At 68.9% G+C, this 15,515-nt stretch carries 14 protein-coding genes; 7 read left to right on the top strand and 7 right to left on the bottom strand.

All coding sequences use genetic code 11. The features are described from left to right. The first annotated feature begins 12 nt into the window (after positions 1 to 12). Genes MIC98_RS07185 through MIC98_RS07170 form a run of 4 tightly spaced genes read left to right on the top strand, consistent with a single transcriptional unit; the run spans position 13 to position 4,437 of the window. A complete protein-coding gene (locus MIC98_RS07185) occupies positions 13 to 891 on the top strand; it encodes a transporter associated domain-containing protein (protein WP_239736646.1) in 879 nt (292 codons plus the stop codon). A gap of 29 nt (positions 892 to 920) precedes the next feature. After that, positions 921 to 2,093, top strand: a complete 1,173-nt coding sequence (locus MIC98_RS07180) for a DUF4105 domain-containing protein (protein ID WP_345772171.1) — start codon at positions 921 to 923, stop codon at positions 2,091 to 2,093. A gap of 14 nt (positions 2,094 to 2,107) precedes the next feature. Further along, positions 2,108 to 3,115 carry a magnesium and cobalt transport protein CorA gene (locus tag MIC98_RS07175; RefSeq protein WP_057640888.1) on the top strand — a complete coding sequence of 336 codons (1,008 nt, stop codon included), beginning with the start codon at positions 2,108 to 2,110 and terminating at the stop codon, positions 3,113 to 3,115. Positions 3,116 to 3,144: 29 nt separating this feature from the next. Next, positions 3,145 to 4,437 (top strand): Xaa-Pro peptidase family protein, encoded by a 1,293-nt coding sequence (locus tag MIC98_RS07170; RefSeq protein ID WP_239736645.1) that lies wholly within the window; start codon positions 3,145 to 3,147, stop codon positions 4,435 to 4,437. A 70-nt stretch (positions 4,438 to 4,507) separates the two neighbouring features. Here MIC98_RS07170 and MIC98_RS07165 read toward each other — a convergent pair whose 3' ends face one another. From MIC98_RS07165 to MIC98_RS07140, 6 genes are all read right to left on the bottom strand, one after another. Further along, on the bottom strand, positions 4,508 to 5,875 hold the full coding sequence (locus MIC98_RS07165) for an NAD-dependent succinate-semialdehyde dehydrogenase (RefSeq protein ID WP_239736644.1): 1,368 nt from the start codon (positions 5,873 to 5,875) through the stop codon (positions 4,508 to 4,510). 149 nt (positions 5,876 to 6,024) lie between these two features. Continuing rightward, complete coding sequence (locus tag MIC98_RS07160; RefSeq protein WP_239736643.1) at positions 6,025 to 6,870, bottom strand: ABC transporter permease subunit; 846 nt, start codon at positions 6,868 to 6,870, stop codon at positions 6,025 to 6,027. Beyond that, on the bottom strand, positions 6,867 to 7,778 hold the full coding sequence (locus MIC98_RS07155; protein ID WP_239736642.1) for an ABC transporter permease subunit: 912 nt from the start codon (positions 7,776 to 7,778) through the stop codon (positions 6,867 to 6,869). Before MIC98_RS07155 ends, MIC98_RS07160 begins: the two co-directional genes overlap by 4 nt. Next, positions 7,775 to 8,899, bottom strand: a complete 1,125-nt coding sequence (potA, locus tag MIC98_RS07150; protein WP_239736641.1) for a polyamine ABC transporter ATP-binding protein — start codon at positions 8,897 to 8,899, stop codon at positions 7,775 to 7,777. Before potA ends, MIC98_RS07155 begins: the two co-directional genes overlap by 4 nt. Before the next feature lie 212 nt (positions 8,900 to 9,111). Continuing rightward, positions 9,112 to 10,236 carry a polyamine ABC transporter substrate-binding protein gene (locus MIC98_RS07145; protein WP_239736640.1) on the bottom strand — a complete coding sequence of 375 codons (1,125 nt, stop codon included), beginning with the start codon at positions 10,234 to 10,236 and terminating at the stop codon, positions 9,112 to 9,114. 150 nt (positions 10,237 to 10,386) lie between these two features. After that, positions 10,387 to 11,775, bottom strand: a complete 1,389-nt coding sequence (locus MIC98_RS07140; protein ID WP_057640881.1) for a glutamine synthetase family protein — start codon at positions 11,773 to 11,775, stop codon at positions 10,387 to 10,389. A 129-nt stretch (positions 11,776 to 11,904) separates the two neighbouring features. Here MIC98_RS07140 and MIC98_RS07135 point away from each other — a divergent pair, with 129 nt between their 5' ends. The 3 genes from MIC98_RS07135 (at position 11,905) to MIC98_RS07125 (ending at position 15,132) form a co-directional block, all read left to right on the top strand. Beyond that, positions 11,905 to 13,197, top strand: coding sequence for an FAD-binding oxidoreductase (locus MIC98_RS07135; protein ID WP_239736639.1), 1,293 nt, complete (start codon positions 11,905 to 11,907; stop codon positions 13,195 to 13,197). 64 nt (positions 13,198 to 13,261) lie between these two features. Next, on the top strand, positions 13,262 to 14,563 hold the full coding sequence (locus MIC98_RS07130) for a diguanylate cyclase (RefSeq protein ID WP_239736638.1): 1,302 nt from the start codon (positions 13,262 to 13,264) through the stop codon (positions 14,561 to 14,563). A 107-nt stretch (positions 14,564 to 14,670) separates the two neighbouring features. Beyond that, entirely contained in the window at positions 14,671 to 15,132 is a 462-nt protein-coding gene (locus MIC98_RS07125) for a bacteriohemerythrin (protein ID WP_057640878.1), read from the top strand. Between the two features lie 82 nt (positions 15,133 to 15,214). Here the strand turns inward: MIC98_RS07125 and MIC98_RS07120 are convergent, their stop codons facing one another. Beyond that, positions 15,215 to 15,418, bottom strand: a complete 204-nt coding sequence (locus MIC98_RS07120; protein ID WP_057640896.1) for a dodecin family protein — start codon at positions 15,416 to 15,418, stop codon at positions 15,215 to 15,217. Positions 15,419 to 15,515: the final 97 nt, after the last annotated feature.

Genomic DNA, 15,515 nt, shown 5'->3' with positions numbered 1-15,515 from the left:
ACGACCGAAGCAATGTCCGAAGACGACAGTAGTACCGCGCCGGAACCTGGCGAGAAGAAGCGCAACTGGCTCGAACGCCTGAGCGCGGCCTTTTCCGGCGAACCCCACACCCGCGACGAACTGGTGGCCGTGCTGCAGACGGCCCAGCAGGACGGCCTGATCGCCGCCGATACCCTGCGCATGATGGAAGGCGCCATCGCGGTGGCCGAGCTGACCGTCGGCGACGTGATGATCCCGCGCTCGCAGATGGTGTCGCTGCCGGCCGAACGGCCGTTCCCCGAACTGATGGAGCAGGTGGTCGAGTCCGGCCACTCGCGCTTCCCCGTGCACGGCGAGAACAAGGACGACGTGCTCGGCATCCTGCTGGCCAAGGACCTGCTGCGCGGCGCCCTCGCCGATGACCGCCACGGCAGCCTGCACGAACTGCTGCGGCCGGCGGTGCTGATCCCCGAGTCGAAGAAGCTCAACGTGCTGCTCAAGGAGTTCCGGCTCTCGCGCAACCACATGGCGATCGTGGTCGACGAATACGGCGGCGTGGCCGGGCTGGTCACCATCGAGGACGTGCTGGAGCAGATCGTCGGCCAGATCGACGACGAGCACGACGAGACCGAGGACCATACCGCGCAGATCGCGATACAGGCCGACGGCCGCTACGTGGTCGACGCGCTGACCGCGATCGAGGACTTCAACGAGCGTTTCGGCGCGACCTTCTCCGACGACGACTACGACACCATCGGCGGGCTGGTTACCGAGGCCACCGGCCACCTGCCCGAGATCGGCGACGAGCTCACCCTGGACCGCTTCGTGTTCCGCGTCGCCCGCGCCAACGCGCGGCGGGTGCAGGCATTCCACGTCACCGTGCTGCCGCCCGACACCCGGGATGACGAGTGAACGCCCGCCTGCACCGCCTGCTGCCGTGCCTGTTGCTGCTGGCCACGCTGTTCGCCGGCAACGCCTGCGCCGCCGATGACGACGCCGCGCCACGCATCGGCGTGGTGACGATGCAGCCGGGCGAGGTGTTCTTCGAGCGCTTCGGCCATGACGCGCTGGTCGTGGCCGACCCGGACGGCAGCCGCGCCACGTCCTACAACTTCGGCTTCTTCGATCCTTCCGAAACGGATTTCGTCGGCAACTTCGTGCGCGGGCGGATGATGTACTACCTCGTCGCACTGCCGCTGGAGGAAGACCTGGCCCAGTATCGCGACGCCGGGCGCGGCGTCTCCATCCAGTGGCTGGACCTGCCGCCGCCGCAGGCGCGGGCACTGGCCGCCGACCTGGCCGAGCGCGCGCGCCCCGAGAACGCGCGCTACCGCTACGACTACTTCACCGCCAACTGCTCGACGATGGTGCGCGACGCGCTCGACCGCGCGATGGGCGGCAGCCTGCGCGCGCAGCTGGCCGGCCGTTCGCGCGGCAACAGCTACCGCAGCGAGGCGGTACGGCTGGCCTCGCCGTCGCCGTGGATGTGGCTGGGCTTCGACCTCGGGCTGGGGCCGTGGGCCGACCGGCCGCTGTCGCGCTGGCAGGAGGCGTTCGTGCCGATGCGGCTGGCCGACGGCCTGCGCGAGGTCCGCAACGCGGCCGGCCAGCCGCTGGTACGCGACGAGCAGGAACTGCTGCCGCAGCGCCTGCCGCCGGAACCGGCCGAACAGCTGCGGCCGTGGTGGCCTTGGCTGCTGCTCGGTCTTGCCGGCGCCGGGCTGGTTTTCGCCGCGCGCGGCCGCCGCCGCGTGCTGGGCGGCTTCGCGTTGCCGTTCTGGCTGTTCTGCGGCGGCGCCGGCCTGCTGCTGGCCTGGCTGTGGGGCTTCAGCGAGCACCGCGCCGCCTGGGCCAACCGCAACCTGCTGCTGCTCTGCCCGCTGGCGCTGGCGCTGCTGCCCGGCGCATGGCGCCTGCTGCGCGCGCGCCAGCCGGGGCGCTGGTTCGCGCGGCTGCTGTGGGCGGTGGCCGCCATCGCCACGCTGTCGCTGCCGCTGCACTGGCTGTCGCTGCAGGCGCAGTTCAACATGCAGTGGATCGTGCTGCTGCTGCCCGTCCACCTGGCATTGGCGCTGGTGCTGGGCCGGCGCGGCTTGGCGGCCGGCACCGGCTGAGGCACGATGCCGGCATGGAAACCGGCACCGCTTCGTCCTCCAGCAACCCGCCCTGCGTCATCAACTGCATCTGCTACGACGCCGCCGGCAAGCCGCGGCCGATCGCGCTGGACGACATCGGCGAAACCCTGCGCGATCAGGCGCAGGGTTTCGTCTGGATCGGCCTGTACGAGCCGGACGATGCGGTGCTGGCCAAGGTGCAGGAGGAGTTCGGCCTGCACGACTTGGCCATCGAGGACGCCCTCAAGGCCCACCAGCGGCCCAAGGTGGAGGTCTACGGCGACTCGCTGTTCGTGGTGGTGCAGACCGCGCAGGTGCTGGACGAGCGCATCCATTACGGCGAAACCCATGCCTTCCTCGGCGCGCGCTACCTGGTGACGGTGCGCCACGGCGCCTCGATGTCGTATGCCCCGGTGCGCGCGCGGCTGGAACGCGAACCGGCACTGCTGGCGCTGGGGCCGTCGTTCTGCCTGTATGCGGTGCTCGACGCCATCGTCGACAACTACCTGCCGATCACCGACAGCTTCCGCGACACCCTGGATCTGCTGGAGAAGGACATCTTCGCCGAGAGCTACCGGCGCCGCACCGTGGTGCGCCTGTACGAACTCAAGCGCGAGCTCAACAAGATGCGGCTGGCGGTGGCGCCGCTGCAGGACGCGCTGGCGCAGTTGCAGCGCAACCCGGCGCAATTGCTGCACGAGGAGGCGCGGCTGTACCTGCGCGACGTGCAGGACCATGCCGCGCGCGTCAACGACGCCATCGACACCCTGCGCGAAATGCTCGGCACCGCGCTGAGCGTGAACCTGTCGCTGGTCACGCTGGCGCAGGGCGAAACCGTCAAGCGGCTCGGCGCCTGGGCCGCGCTGCTGGCCGCGCCGACGCTGGTCACCAGCTGGTACGGCATGAACTTCGCCGACATGCCGGAGTTGGCCGGCCGCTACGCCTACCCGTTGCTGATCGTGGTGGTCGGCGCGGCCTGCGTGGTGCTGTACCGGCTGTTCAAGCGTTCCGGCTGGCTGTAGCGCCCTGTCTTCCACACCGGGAAACCCACATGCAAACCGCCCCCCCCCACCCGCGCCGCCGCTTCCTGCGCAACACGCTGGCGCTGGGCGCCGCCCTGCCCCTGCTCGGGCAGGCGCGGGCCGCCAATGGCAACGACGACCGCGCCGACGCCGCACTGCCCACCTCCATCCGCGCCCTGCAACCGGTCGCGCAGCGGGTGGTGCCGATCACCGTCGCCGAGCGCGCGCAGCGCCTGGCGCGGGCGCAGCAGTTGATGGACGAACAGCGCATCGACGCCGTGTTCATCGGCGCCGGCAGCTCGCTGACCTATTTCACCGGCATGCACTGGTGGAACAGCGAGCGCCTGACCGGCGTGATCCTGCCGCGCAGCGGCGCGCCGGTGTACGTCACCCCGGAGTTCGAGCGCGGCCGCACGCTGGAGCAGATCAAGTTCGGCGACGACGTGCGCGGCTGGCAGGAGGACGAGGACCCCTACGCGCTGGTCGCGCAGGTGCTGCGCGGCTTCGGCGCCGGCAGCGGCAGCGTCGGCATCGAGGAAACCGTGCCGTTCTTCCGCAGCAAGGGGATCATGGATGCGCTGCCGCACGCGCGCTTCGTCGATGCCTGGCCGGTCACGGCCGGCTGCCGGCGGATCAAGAGCCCGGCGGAAATGGCGCTGATGCGGCTGGCCAACCAGACCACGCTGGCGGTGTACGAGGCGGTGTGGAAGGCGCTCGCGCCGGGCATGACCGAGGGCGACATCGCCGCGCTGGTCGCCGCCGCCTACGCCCGCACCGGGCTGCGCGGCAGCGCCGACGTCAACATCGGCAAGTACACCGCCTCGCCGCACGGCTCGGACGCGCCGCAGCGCCTGGTCGAAGGCACGCCGGTGATCTTCGACGGTGGCTGCCGGGCCGACGGCTACACCAGCGACATCACCCGCACCGTGGTGCTGGGCCAACCCGGCGACGACATCCGCCGCGTGTTCGACATCGTGTTGCAGGCGCAGACCGCCGCGCTGGAGGCTGCGCGCCCCGGCGTGGCGATGGAGGCGCTGGACGCGGCCGCGCGCAAGGTCATCACCGACGCCGGCTACGGCCCGGACTACCGCTATTTCAGCCATCGCCTGGGCCACGGCATCGGCATGGACATGCACGAGTGGGACTACCTGGTACGTGGCAACAAGCACCTGCTGGAACCGGGCATGACCTTCAGCGACGAGCCCGGCATCTACATCCCGGAAAAGTTCGGCGTGCGGCTGGAGGACATCCTGCACGTCACCGCCGATGGTGCCGAGCTGCTGACGCCGCAGAGCCCGTCGATCGACCATCCCTTCGGTTGAACCGTAGATGCGGGGCTTGCCCCGCATGCGGCTTCACCGGGAAGGCCCATGTACGGGGCAAGCCCCGTATCTACGCCACATAGATGGTCTTGATGTTGGTGAACTCGCGGATGCCGTGCTCGGCCAGCTCGCGGCCGAAGCCCGAGCGCTTGCTGCCGCCGAACGGCAGGCGTACGTCGCTCCTGACCACCGCGTTGACGAAGGCCGCGCCGCATTGCAGCTGCGCGGCGACCTGCTCGCCGCGCGCGGCATCGCGCGTCCACACGCTGCCGCCGAGGCCGAAGCCGGTGTCGTTGGCCACCCGCACCGCCTCGGCCTCGTCCTTCACCCGCAGGATCGCCGCCACCGGACCGAACAGTTCCTCTTCATAGGCCGGCATGCCCGGCGCCACGTGGTCGAGGATCGATGCCGGATAACCGGCGTGGCTGCCGGCAATAGGCTCGCAGCCCAGCAGCACCTTGGCGCCCTTGTCGATGCTTTCGCGCACCTGCCGGTGCAGCCCGTCGCGCAGGTCGGCGCGCGCCATCGGCGCCAGCGTGGTGGCCGCGTCCCGCGGGTCGCCGTACACGCGCGCCTTCGCCGCCTCGACGAAGCGCTGCACGAAGGCGTCGGCGATGGCTTCGACCAGCACGAAGCGCTTGGCGGCGATGCAGGTCTGGCCTGCATTGTCGAAGCGCGACTTCACCGCCGCCGCGACGGCCACGTCGAGGTCGGCATCGTCCAGCACCACGAAGGCATCGCTGCCGCCCAGCTCCATCACGCACTTCTTCAGCTGGTCGCCGGCATTGGCGGCGATCGCGCGCCCGGCGCGTTCGCTGCCGGTCAGCGTCACCGCCTTGACCCGGCGGTCGCGCAGCACCTCGGCGGCCTGCTCGTTGTCGATGTGCAGCACGTCGAACACGCCGGCCGGCACGCCGGCATCGGCCAGCACCGCGGCGATCAGGTCGGCGCAGCCGGGCACGTTGCTGGCGTGCTTGAGCAGGGCGACGTTGCCGGCCATCAGCGACGGCGCCAGGAAGCGGAACACCTGCCAGACCGGGAAGTTCCACGGCATCACCGCCAGCACGCAGCCGATCGGCTGGTAGACGACATGGCTGCGCTGCGCCTCGGTCGGGATCGCCTGCGGCGCGAGATAATCGGCGGCATGGTCGGCGTAGTACTCGCAGGCCGCCGCACTCTTCTCGATCTCGCCCAGCGCCTCGCCGCGCAGCTTGCCCATCTCGGCGGTCATCGCGTGCTGGATGTCGTCGCGGCGCGCGCGCAGCCCGGCGGCGACCTTGCGCAGCAGGGTGTCCCGCTCCGGCAACGTCATCGCCGACCAGGCAGGGAACGCCGCTTCGGCGGCGGCCAGGCGCCGCTCGATGGCGGCCGCGTCCATCAGCGCGATGGTGCGCCCGGCGCGGCCGGTGAAGGGATCGACTGTTTGGTACGAAGCCATGTCGGCACACCTGCATCCATCGAAGGCCCGCAGGATAGCGCCGGCCATGTTGCGATTGCGTCGACTGCGTGCGTGCCGTGCAAGCCCGGCACCTGCAAAGCAGCACGTAGATGCGGGGCTTGCCCCGCATGAAGCTCGACGCGCCTCACTCAGCCGTTGTCCTGCAACGCCAGCTGCATGTCGCGCTGGCGGCGCTTCTCGGCGCGCGCGGAAATCCACCAGCCCAGCACCGCCACCAGCGACACCGCCAGCACCAGCAGGCTGGCCAGCGCGTTGATCTTCGGGCTCACGCCCATGCGCACCGAGGCGAAGATCTTCATCGGCAGCGTGGTCGAGCTGGGGCCGGCGACGAAGCTGGCGATCACCACGTCGTCCAGCGACAGGGTGAAGGCCAGCAGCCAGCCGGACAGCAGCGCCGGGGCGATGATCGGCAGGGTGACCAGGAAGAACACCTTGACCCGGTTGGCCCCCAGGTCCATCGCCGCCTCTTCCAGCGAGCGGTCCAGCTCCTGCAGGCGCGAGGACACCACCACCGTCACGAAGGAAAGGGTGAAGGTGACGTGCGCGATCCAGATCGCCACCACGCCCTTGGACGGCAGCCCGAACAGCCCGCCCATCGCCACCAGCATCAGCAGGATCGACAGGCCGATGATGACCTCGGGCATCACCAGCGGCGCGGTGACCAGCGCGCCGAACACGCTCTTGCCGGGGAAGCGCCGGAAGCGGGTCATCGCCATCGCCGCCAGCGTGCCGAGTACCATCGCCGCGGTGGCGGTCCAGAACGCCACCTTCAGGCTGATCCACGCCGCCTCCAGCAACTGCCGGTCGCGGAACAGCTCGCCGTACCACCTGGTGGAGAAACCCGCCCATACCGTCGCCAGCCGCGAGGAATTGAACGAGTACAGCATCAGCAGCAGGATCGGCAGGTACAGGAAGGCGAAGCCGAGCAGCAGCACGCTCCAGCCCAGCCAGCGGTGGTTGCGCACCATGCTCATGCCAGCTTCCCTTCCAGCTCGCGCTGCTGGAAGCGGTTGAAGATGACGATCGGGACCAGCAGCAGGAGCAGCATCACGATCGCCACCGCCGAGGCCAGCGGCCAATCGCGATTGTTGAAGAACTCGCCCCACAACACCCGGCCTATCATCAGCGTGTCCGGGCCGCCGAGCATCTCCGGGATCACGAACTCGCCCACCGCCGGGATCATCACCAGCATGCAGCCGGCGACGATGCCGCCGCGCGACAGCGGTAGGGTGATGCGCACGAACGCCTGCCACGGCTTCGCGCCGAGGTCGTAGGCCGCCTCCAGCAGGCGGTGGTCGAGCTTGACCAGGTTGGCGTACAGCGGCAGCACCATGAACGGCAGGTAGCAGTAGACGATGCCGATGTAGGCGGCCAGCGGGGTGTAGAGGATGCGCAGCGGCTCGTCGATCAGGCCCATGCCGATCAGTGCGCGGTTGACCAGGCCGTTGCTGTCGAGGATGCCGATCCACGCATACACGCGGATCAGGAACGAGGTCCACGATGGCAGCACCACCAGCATCATCGCGATGTTGCGCGCCGACGGCGACATGCGCGCGATCACGTAGGCCATCGGGTAGCCGATCAGCAGCGTCAGCAGGGTCGAAATGACCGCGATCCTGATCGAGCTGAGGTAGGCGACCACGTACTGGCTGTCGGTCAGCAGTTGGGCATAGTTGCCGAGGTTGAGCTTGACGCTGAACGCGTTGTCCACGTATTCGACGATGGACGTGTACGGCGGCATCGCCACGGCCATCTTCGCGAACGAGATCTTCAGCACGATCAGGAACGGGATGGCGAAGAACAGCAGCAGCCACAGGTAGGGCGCGCCGATCACCGCCGCGCGGATGCCGGGCAACCAGCGTTTGGCGGCGGGCGCGTTCATGCGGTCAGCACCACGCCGTCGTTGTCGTCCCAGCTCACCCATACCTCGTCGTTCCAGGTGATGCCGTCGCTGTCCCAGCGCTTCATGTTGGCGAAGTTGGACATGATCCTGGCGCCGCTGGGCAGGCGCACGTGGTACACGGAATGGCTGCCGAAATAGGCGATGTCCTCGACCACCCCGCGCGCCTTGTTGGTGTCGCCTTCCGGCTCGTCCTTGCCGATGTGCACCTTCTCCGGGCGCAGCGCGAACGCCACCGGCTGGCCTTCGTAGCAGGTGATGCCGTGGCCGACGTAGATCGGCGCCGGGAAATCGGCGGTGCGCACGGTGACGTATTCGGGCAGGTCCTCGTCGATCACGCCCTCGATCAGGTTGACCGAGCCGATGAAGCCGGCGACGAAGCGGTTGGCCGGCTGTTCGTAGATGTCGTCGGGCTTGCCGATCTGCTGGATCCAGCCCTGGTCCATCACCGCGATGCGGGTGGCCATCGTCATCGCCTCTTCCTGGTCGTGGGTGACCATCACGCAGGTCACGCCCAGCTGCTCGATGATGTTGACCAGCTCCAACTGCATCTTCGAGCGCAGCTTCTTGTCCAGCGCGCCCATCGGCTCGTCCAGCAGCAGCAGCTTCGGCCCCTTGGCCAGCGAGCGTGCCAGCGCCACGCGCTGCTGCTGGCCGCCGGAGAGCTGGTGCGGCTTGCGCTTGCCCAGTTTCTGCAACTGCACCAGCTCCAGCATCTCGCCGACGCGGCGGGCGATGGCGTCCCTGGCCATGCCGTCCTGCTTCAGGCCGAAGGCGATGTTCTGCTCCACGGTCATGTGCGGGAACAGCGCGTAGGACTGGAACATCATGTTGATCGGCCGCTCGTAGGGCGGCAGCGTGCCGATCGGCTGCCCGTCGAGCAGGATTTTTCCCTTGGTCGGCGTCTCGAAGCCGGCCAGGCAGCGCAGCAGGGTGGACTTGCCGCTGCCCGAACCGCCGAGCAGCGCGAAGATCTCGCCCTTGCGCACGTCGAGGTTGACGTCATCGACGGCGATGAAGCCGTCGAACTCCTTGCGCAGGTCGCGGATGGACAGGTAGCCGGGCTCGCCGGTCAGGGCGGCGGTGGGCGCTTCAACGGGCATCGGTGGCTCCGCGTGGAAAGTAGGCCGGGGCCACGCCCCCGGCGCCTTGGCATGGCAGGTCGGAATTCCCTTCTCCCTCCGGGAGTAAGGTGCCCCGAAGGGGCGGATGAGGGTTCGGGACGAAGCCTCGCATGGCTGGACATCGGGAGGGCTTCGCCCCGACCCTCACCCCAACCCCTCTCCCGCAGGAGAGGGGCTTCAAAGCCGGCGGGTCACCGGCCTGTCTTGATCTCGGTCCACAAGCGCGTATAGAGCTTGTCCACGTCCGGCGGGTTGATCGCGTAGGTGAACATCTTCGCCGCCACCTCTTCCGGCGGATAGATGGTCCTGTCCTCGCGGATCGCCTCATCCACCAACGGCGTGGCCGGCGTCACCGGGTTGGCGTAGTGGGTGACGTTGGTGTTGTTGGCCGCCACCTGCGGTTCGAGCAGGTAGTTGATGAACGCATAGGCGTTCTCCGGGTGCTTGGCGTCCTTCGGGATCGCCAGCATGTCGAACCACTGCGGCGCGCCCTCCTTCGGGATCGAATAGGCCACTTCCACGCCATTGCCGGCCTCCTCGGCGCGGTCGCGGGCCTGGATGATGTCGCCCGACCAGCCCACCACCAGGCAGGTGCTGCCGTTGGCCAGCGAACCGACGTACTGGCTGGAGTGGAAGTTCTGCACATAGGGGCGGATCGACTTGAGCAGGTCGGCGGCCTTGCCGATCGTGGCCGGGTCGGTGCTGTGCGGGTCCTCGCCGAGGTAATGCAGGGCGATGGGAATCATGTCCGAAGGCGTGTCGAGGAGGGTGACGCCGCAGTCCTTCATCTTGCCGATGTTCTCCGGCTTGAACACCAGGTCCCAGCTGTTGGCGATGTCGGTGCTGCCGCCGAAGCGTTCCTTCAGCTTGGCCACGTTGTAGCCGATGCCGGTGGTGCCCATCATGTACGGCACGCCGTACTTGTTCTCCGGGTCCTGCCCGGCGATGCGCGCCATCACCCCGGCGTCGAGGTTGGCGAGGTTCGGGATCCTGCTCTTGTCCAGCGGCAGGAACACGCCGGCCTGGATCTGGCGGCCGAAGAAGTTCAGCGTCGGCACCACGATGTCGTAGCCGCTGTCGCCGGTGAGCAGCTTGGTCTCGACCATCTCGTCGCTGTCGAACACGTCGTAGGTGACCTTGATCCCGGTCGCCTTCTCGAAGTTCGGGATGGTGTCCTCGGCGATGTAGTCCGAATAGTTGTAGACGTTGAGGACCTTGGCCTCGCCGCCCTCGGCGCCCGCGGCGCCGTCCTGCGTGCCGCCGCAGGCGGCGAGCAGGGAGGCGGCGACGGCGGCGGTCAGGATGCGCAGATTCATGGATTCTCCAGGGATGCGGGAGCGGCCAAGGGCCGGTGGGTGGGCATTGTCACATGGGGGACCGGTAGGAGCGACGTGAGTCGCGACGGGGTTTTGCCGGCAAGGCTTCGGTCGCGACTGGCGTCGCTCCTGCAAAAGCAAAAGCCGGCTTTACACATTGAGCAGCAGGAACTCGCGCTCCCACGAGCTGATGACGCGGAAGAAGGTTTCGTATTCCTTGCGCTTGACCGAAACATAGGCGCGGCAGAAGCGCTGGCCCAGCAGCGCCTGCAACGGCTGGCAGCCTTCCAGCCCATCCAGCGCCTCGCCCAGCGAGCGCGGCAGGTCGTAGCCCGGTGCCTTGGCGTTGCCGCTGACCGGCTCGCCCGGCTGCAACTGCTCGCGGATGCCGAGCAGGCCGCAGGCCAGGGTGGCGGCCATCGCCAGGTAGGGATTGGCGTCGGAACCGGCGAAGCGGCTCTCCACGCGGCTGTTCTCGGCGCTGTCGATCGGCACGCGCAGGCCGCAGGTGCGGTTGTCGAAACCCCACTCCACGTTGCTCGGCGATACCTCGCCGAACACCAGCCGGCGGTAGGAATTGACGTTCGGGGCGAAGAACGCCATCGCCATCGGCACGTACTTCTGCAATCCACCCAGGTAGTGCATGAACAGCGGGCTGTAGCCGCCCTCGCCTTCGCCGGCGAACACGTTGGCGCCGTCGCTGGCGCGCAGCAGGCTCTGGTGGATGTGCATCGCGCTGCCCGGCTCGGTTTCCATCGGCTTGGCCAGGAAGGTGGCGTAGACGCCGTGGCGCATCGCCGCCTCGCGCATGGTGCGCTTGAACAGGAACACCTGGTCGGCCAGCGCCATCGCGTCGGCATGGGTGAAGTTGACCTCCAGCTGCGCCGCGCCGGATTCGTGGATCAGCGTGTCCACGTCCAGCTTCATCGCGTCGCAGTAGTCGTACATCAGGTCGAGGATGGGGTCGAACTCGTTGACCGCGTCGATCGAGTACGACTGCCGCGCCGTCTCCGGGCGCCCGGAACGGCCGGCCGGCGGCAGCAGCGGGAAATCCGGGTCGGTGTTCTTCTGCACCAGGAAGAACTCCACCTCCGGCGCCACGATCGGGGTCAGCCCCAGTTCGTCGTAGGCGGCCAGCACCCGCCGCAGCACGTTGCGCGGGGCCAGTTCGTGCGGCTGGCCGTCGCGGGTATGGCAGTCGTGGATGACCTGCGCGGTGGGGTCGGTGGCCCACGGCACCATGCGCACCGTGTCCGGGTCCGGGCGCAGCACCATGTCCGAATCGGCCGGCGCCACCAATTCGTAGTAGTCGTCGGGGAAGTCGCCGGTGACAGTGGTGGCGAATATGCCCTCGGGCAGGCGCGTGCCGTAGTCGTGGCGGAACTTGTCGGCCGGGATGATCTTGCCGCGCGCGTTGCCGGTGATATCCGGCACCAGGCACTCGACCTCGGTGATGTTGCGTTCCTTCAACCAGCGCAACAGGGCGCTGCCTTCCTGCACGGCGGGGACGGTCTTGCGGTTGCGCGGGCGCGGCTTCATGACGGTTCCGTTGCGTTTCCGTGGCAGCCGGCGACAGGGTGGCCGTGGCGATGCCGGGCACGATGATTGCGCTGGCACGCTACCGCCGCGGTGACGTTTAGGCAACAACACCGCGGCTACACTCCGCGCATGCCCGACGCCCCCGCCCGGCCCGATCATCCGCCCAGCTGGTACGCGGCCAGCCTGCCGCCATCGGCGCTACGCGCACCGCTGCAAGGCGCAACCCGCGCCGACGTGGCGGTGCTCGGCGCCGGCTACACCGGGTTGACCGCCGCGCTGGCGCTGGCCGAAAAGGGCTACCGGGTGACGGTACTGGAGGCCGCGCGCGTCGGCTGGGGCGCCTCCGGCCGCAACGGCGGGCAGGCGCTGGCCGGCTATGGCTGCGACCTGCGGGTACTGGAGGCGCGGCTGGGTGCGGCCGATGCACGGTTGCTGTTCGACTTTTCCCGCGACGGCCTGCGCATGCTGAAGGAACGCATCGCCCGCCACCGCATCGACTGCCATTGGCGCGACGGCCACGCCAACGTGGCGATCCGCCCGCGCCAGCAACGCGCCCTGCGCGCCGACACCGAACGGATGGCGCAGCGCTACGACTACCCGCTGCAATGGTGGGACCGCGCGCAGCTGCAACGGCAACTGGCCAGCGAACGCTACCTCGGCGCGCAATACGACCCGGCCGGCGGCCACCTGCATCCGCTGGCCTATGCGCAGGGGCTGGCCCGCGCCGCCGAGGCGGCGGGCGTGGTCGTGCATGAGCAATCGCCGGTGACGCGGCTGCAACACGGCCCGCGGCCGGTGCTGCACACCGCATGGGGCCGGGTCGATGCCGACTTCGCGGTGCTGGCCGGCAACGCCCTGCTGCGGGGCATCGCGCCGGAGCTGGAGACGCGGATGATGCCGGTCGGCACCTGGATCGGCGCGACCCCGCCCCTCGGCGCCGAACGCGCGCACGCCCTGATCCGCAACGACATGGCGGTGGCCGACGTGAACTGGGCGCTGGACTACTTCCGCCTCAGCCACGACCACCGCCTGCTGTTCGGCGGGCAGGCCAGCTACTCGGCGCTGCCGCCGCCGGGCCTGCGCACGGCGATGCTCCGGCGCATGCGCAGGGTGTTCCCGCAGTTGGCCGACGTGGGGCTGAATCATCTGTGGGGCGGCTGCATCGATATCACCCGCAACCGTGCCCCGCACTGGGGCCGGCTCGCGCCCAACGTCTATTTCGCGCAGGGCTTCTGCGGCCACGGCGTGGCCAGCACCGGGCTGGCCGGCGAGGTCATCGCCGCCGCCATCGCCGGCCAGGCGCAGCGGCTGGACGTGTTCGAGCGCATCGGCCACCGCCGCTTCCCCGGCGGGCCGGCGCTGCGCATGCCGCTGCTGGTGGCGGCGATGAGCTGGTACAAGCTGCGCGACCGGCTATGGTGAACACCCGGCTGAAGAATCGGCGCCAGCTGCCGCTATCCACAGGTTGAGAACTCCCGCGCCTGCCATGTCTCCCTACCCGCACGCCACGCCGACGCTCACGCCGCTGCCCCAGCGCATCCTGCTGGTCGAGAACTCGCGCACCTTCACCACGATGCTGCGCGAGGCCATCGAGCAGCGCCTGGAGCTGCCGGTCAGCGTGGCCACCACGCTGGCCGAGGCCGGCGAACTGCTCGACCGCGAGGACGGCTGGTTTCTGGTGCTGACCGGGCTGGTGCTGGCCGACGGCGACCGCGACCAGGTGGTGGAGTATTTCGTCGGCCGCGGCCTGTCCACCATCGTGGTCAGCGGCGTCTACGACGAGGACCTGCGCAAGCGCGTGCTGCAGCAGGACATCATCGATTACGTGCTGAAGAACACCCCCGGCAGCCTCGACTACCTGGTCTGGCTGGTGCAGCGGCTGGAACGCAACCGCCGCATCGCCGCGCTGGTGGTGGACGACTCGCCGTCGGCGCGCGGCTACGCCGCCTCGCTGCTGGGCCTGTACGGCTACCAGGCCATCCAGGCCGGCGACGGCCCCTCCGCATTGCAGGCGCTGGAGGCCAACCCGGCCATCCGCCTGGTGGTGGTGGACCAGGAAATGCCCGGCATGGACGGGGTGGAACTGACCCGCCGGCTGCGCACCCTGCGTGCGCGCGACAAGGTGGCGGTGATCGGCATTTCCGGCAATTCCGACCCCTCGCTGATCCCGCGCTTCCTCAAGAACGGCGCCAACGACTTCCTGCGCAAGCCGTTCTCGCGCGAGGAATTCTTCTGCCGCATCTCGCAGAACGTGGACCAGTTGGAGCTGATCGGCACCCTGCAGGACCTGGCCACCCGCGACTTCCTCACCGGCCTGCCCAACCGCCGCAACTTCCTCGAACAGGCCACGCACCGGCTCGAAGGCCACGCACCCGGCGACGGCAGGCTGGCCGTGGCGATGCTGGACATCGACCACTTCAAGCACATCAACGACAGCCACGGCCACGAGGCCGGCGACCAGGCCCTGCGCGCGGTGGCCGCGGTGCTGCACGCCTACACACGCCCGCGCGACATCAGCGCCCGCTTCGGCGGCGAGGAATTCTGCCTGCTGCTCAACGGGCTGGACGAGGACGCCTGCGCCGCGCACCTGGAGCAGTTGCGCGCCGCCATCGCCGCGCTGGAAGTGCCGCTGGGCGAACACACCCTGCGCATGACCGTCAGCATCGGCGCCTGCCACCTGCAGGCCGGCGGCAACACCCTGCACGAACTGCTGGGCGAGGCCGACCGCCAGCTCTACCTGGCCAAGGCCGGCGGCCGCAACCGCGTGCACATCGCGGCCACGCCCTGAGCGGCCCGGCAAGCTGAATCGCCGCAACCGGCCGTTGATCCTGATCAACGCCGCGCGCCGCCATCGCCCCTAGAGTCCCGCCCGAAACACAGGGCGGAGAAACAACGATGGCACTACTGGTATGGCAGGACGACCTCAACACCGGCGTGGAGGTCATCGACCACCAGCACATGCGCATCGTGGAAATGCTCAACCACCTGCACGCGGCGCAGAAGAGCATGCAGCGCATCGCCGTCGGCGAGGTGATCGACGAGCTGATCGACTACACCCTGTCGCACTTCGCCTTCGAGGAAGAACTGATGGAGGAAGCCGGCTACGCGTTCTGCGCCGCGCACAAGCGCGTGCACGAGGTGTTCATCAAGCGCGTCTCCGAATACCGGATGCGCTTCGAGGCCGGCGAGGACATCACCGACGAACTGCGCAACATGCTCTCGCGCTGGCTGTTCAACCACATCCGCGGCGACGACAAGGCCTATGCCGAACAGGTCAAGCGCCACCTGAACAAGTTCGCCCGCGAGCACGAGGAAGGCGGCTGGCTCGGCCGCACGCTCAAGCGCCTGTTCCACTGACCCACGCGGCGGCGGCGCCGGCCGCGATGGCGTTGCGCCCGGCGGGCGCCATCGCGGCGGACGCCTCCGCCACGCCCGGTATTCACTCGACCAGGAAGGTCACCCGCATGTTCACCCGCCACTCGGTGACGTTGCCCTGCGCGTCGGTGACCGCCTTGGTCTCGTTGACCCACGCGCCCTGGATGCCCTTGACCGTCCCGGCCACCTTCTTCAAGCCACCGCGGACCGCGTCCTCGATGCTGGTCGTGGACGACGCGCTGACTTCGATGATCTTTGCCACTGACATGATTGGCTCCTCGTTGGTTGCACCACGAACCATTCGTGGCAGCCCGCAGCATGGCCGCAGCCGTGTTAAAGCATTGACACGAGGTGCTAGCATCGCA

This window comes from Stenotrophomonas sp. NLF4-10, assembly GCF_022359915.1.
Classification (GTDB): Bacteria; Pseudomonadota; Gammaproteobacteria; order Xanthomonadales; family Xanthomonadaceae; genus Stenotrophomonas; species Stenotrophomonas daejeonensis.
This window is presented reverse-complemented; position numbering and strand designations above follow the sequence as displayed.

Coding starts and splice junctions, on each gene's coding strand:
- MIC98_RS07170 (WP_239736645.1), top strand. CDS start 3,145: ATGCAAACCGCCCCCCCCCACCCGCGCCGCCGCTTCCTGCGCAACACG.
- MIC98_RS07125 (WP_057640878.1), top strand. CDS start 14,671: ATGGCACTACTGGTATGGCAGGACGACCTCAACACCGGCGTGGAGGTC.
- MIC98_RS07130 (WP_239736638.1), top strand. CDS start 13,262: ATGTCTCCCTACCCGCACGCCACGCCGACGCTCACGCCGCTGCCCCAG.
- MIC98_RS07185 (WP_239736646.1), top strand. CDS start 13: ATGTCCGAAGACGACAGTAGTACCGCGCCGGAACCTGGCGAGAAGAAG.
- MIC98_RS07120 (WP_057640896.1), bottom strand. CDS start 15,418: ATGTCAGTGGCAAAGATCATCGAAGTCAGCGCGTCGTCCACGACCAGC.
- potA (WP_239736641.1), bottom strand. CDS start 8,899: ATGCCCGTTGAAGCGCCCACCGCCGCCCTGACCGGCGAGCCCGGCTAC.
- MIC98_RS07135 (WP_239736639.1), top strand. CDS start 11,905: ATGCCCGACGCCCCCGCCCGGCCCGATCATCCGCCCAGCTGGTACGCG.
- MIC98_RS07145 (WP_239736640.1), bottom strand. CDS start 10,236: ATGAATCTGCGCATCCTGACCGCCGCCGTCGCCGCCTCCCTGCTCGCC.
- MIC98_RS07160 (WP_239736643.1), bottom strand. CDS start 6,870: ATGAGCATGGTGCGCAACCACCGCTGGCTGGGCTGGAGCGTGCTGCTG.
- MIC98_RS07175 (WP_057640888.1), top strand. CDS start 2,108: ATGGAAACCGGCACCGCTTCGTCCTCCAGCAACCCGCCCTGCGTCATC.
- MIC98_RS07155 (WP_239736642.1), bottom strand. CDS start 7,778: ATGAACGCGCCCGCCGCCAAACGCTGGTTGCCCGGCATCCGCGCGGCG.
- MIC98_RS07140 (WP_057640881.1), bottom strand. CDS start 11,775: ATGAAGCCGCGCCCGCGCAACCGCAAGACCGTCCCCGCCGTGCAGGAA.
- MIC98_RS07165 (WP_239736644.1), bottom strand. CDS start 5,875: ATGGCTTCGTACCAAACAGTCGATCCCTTCACCGGCCGCGCCGGGCGC.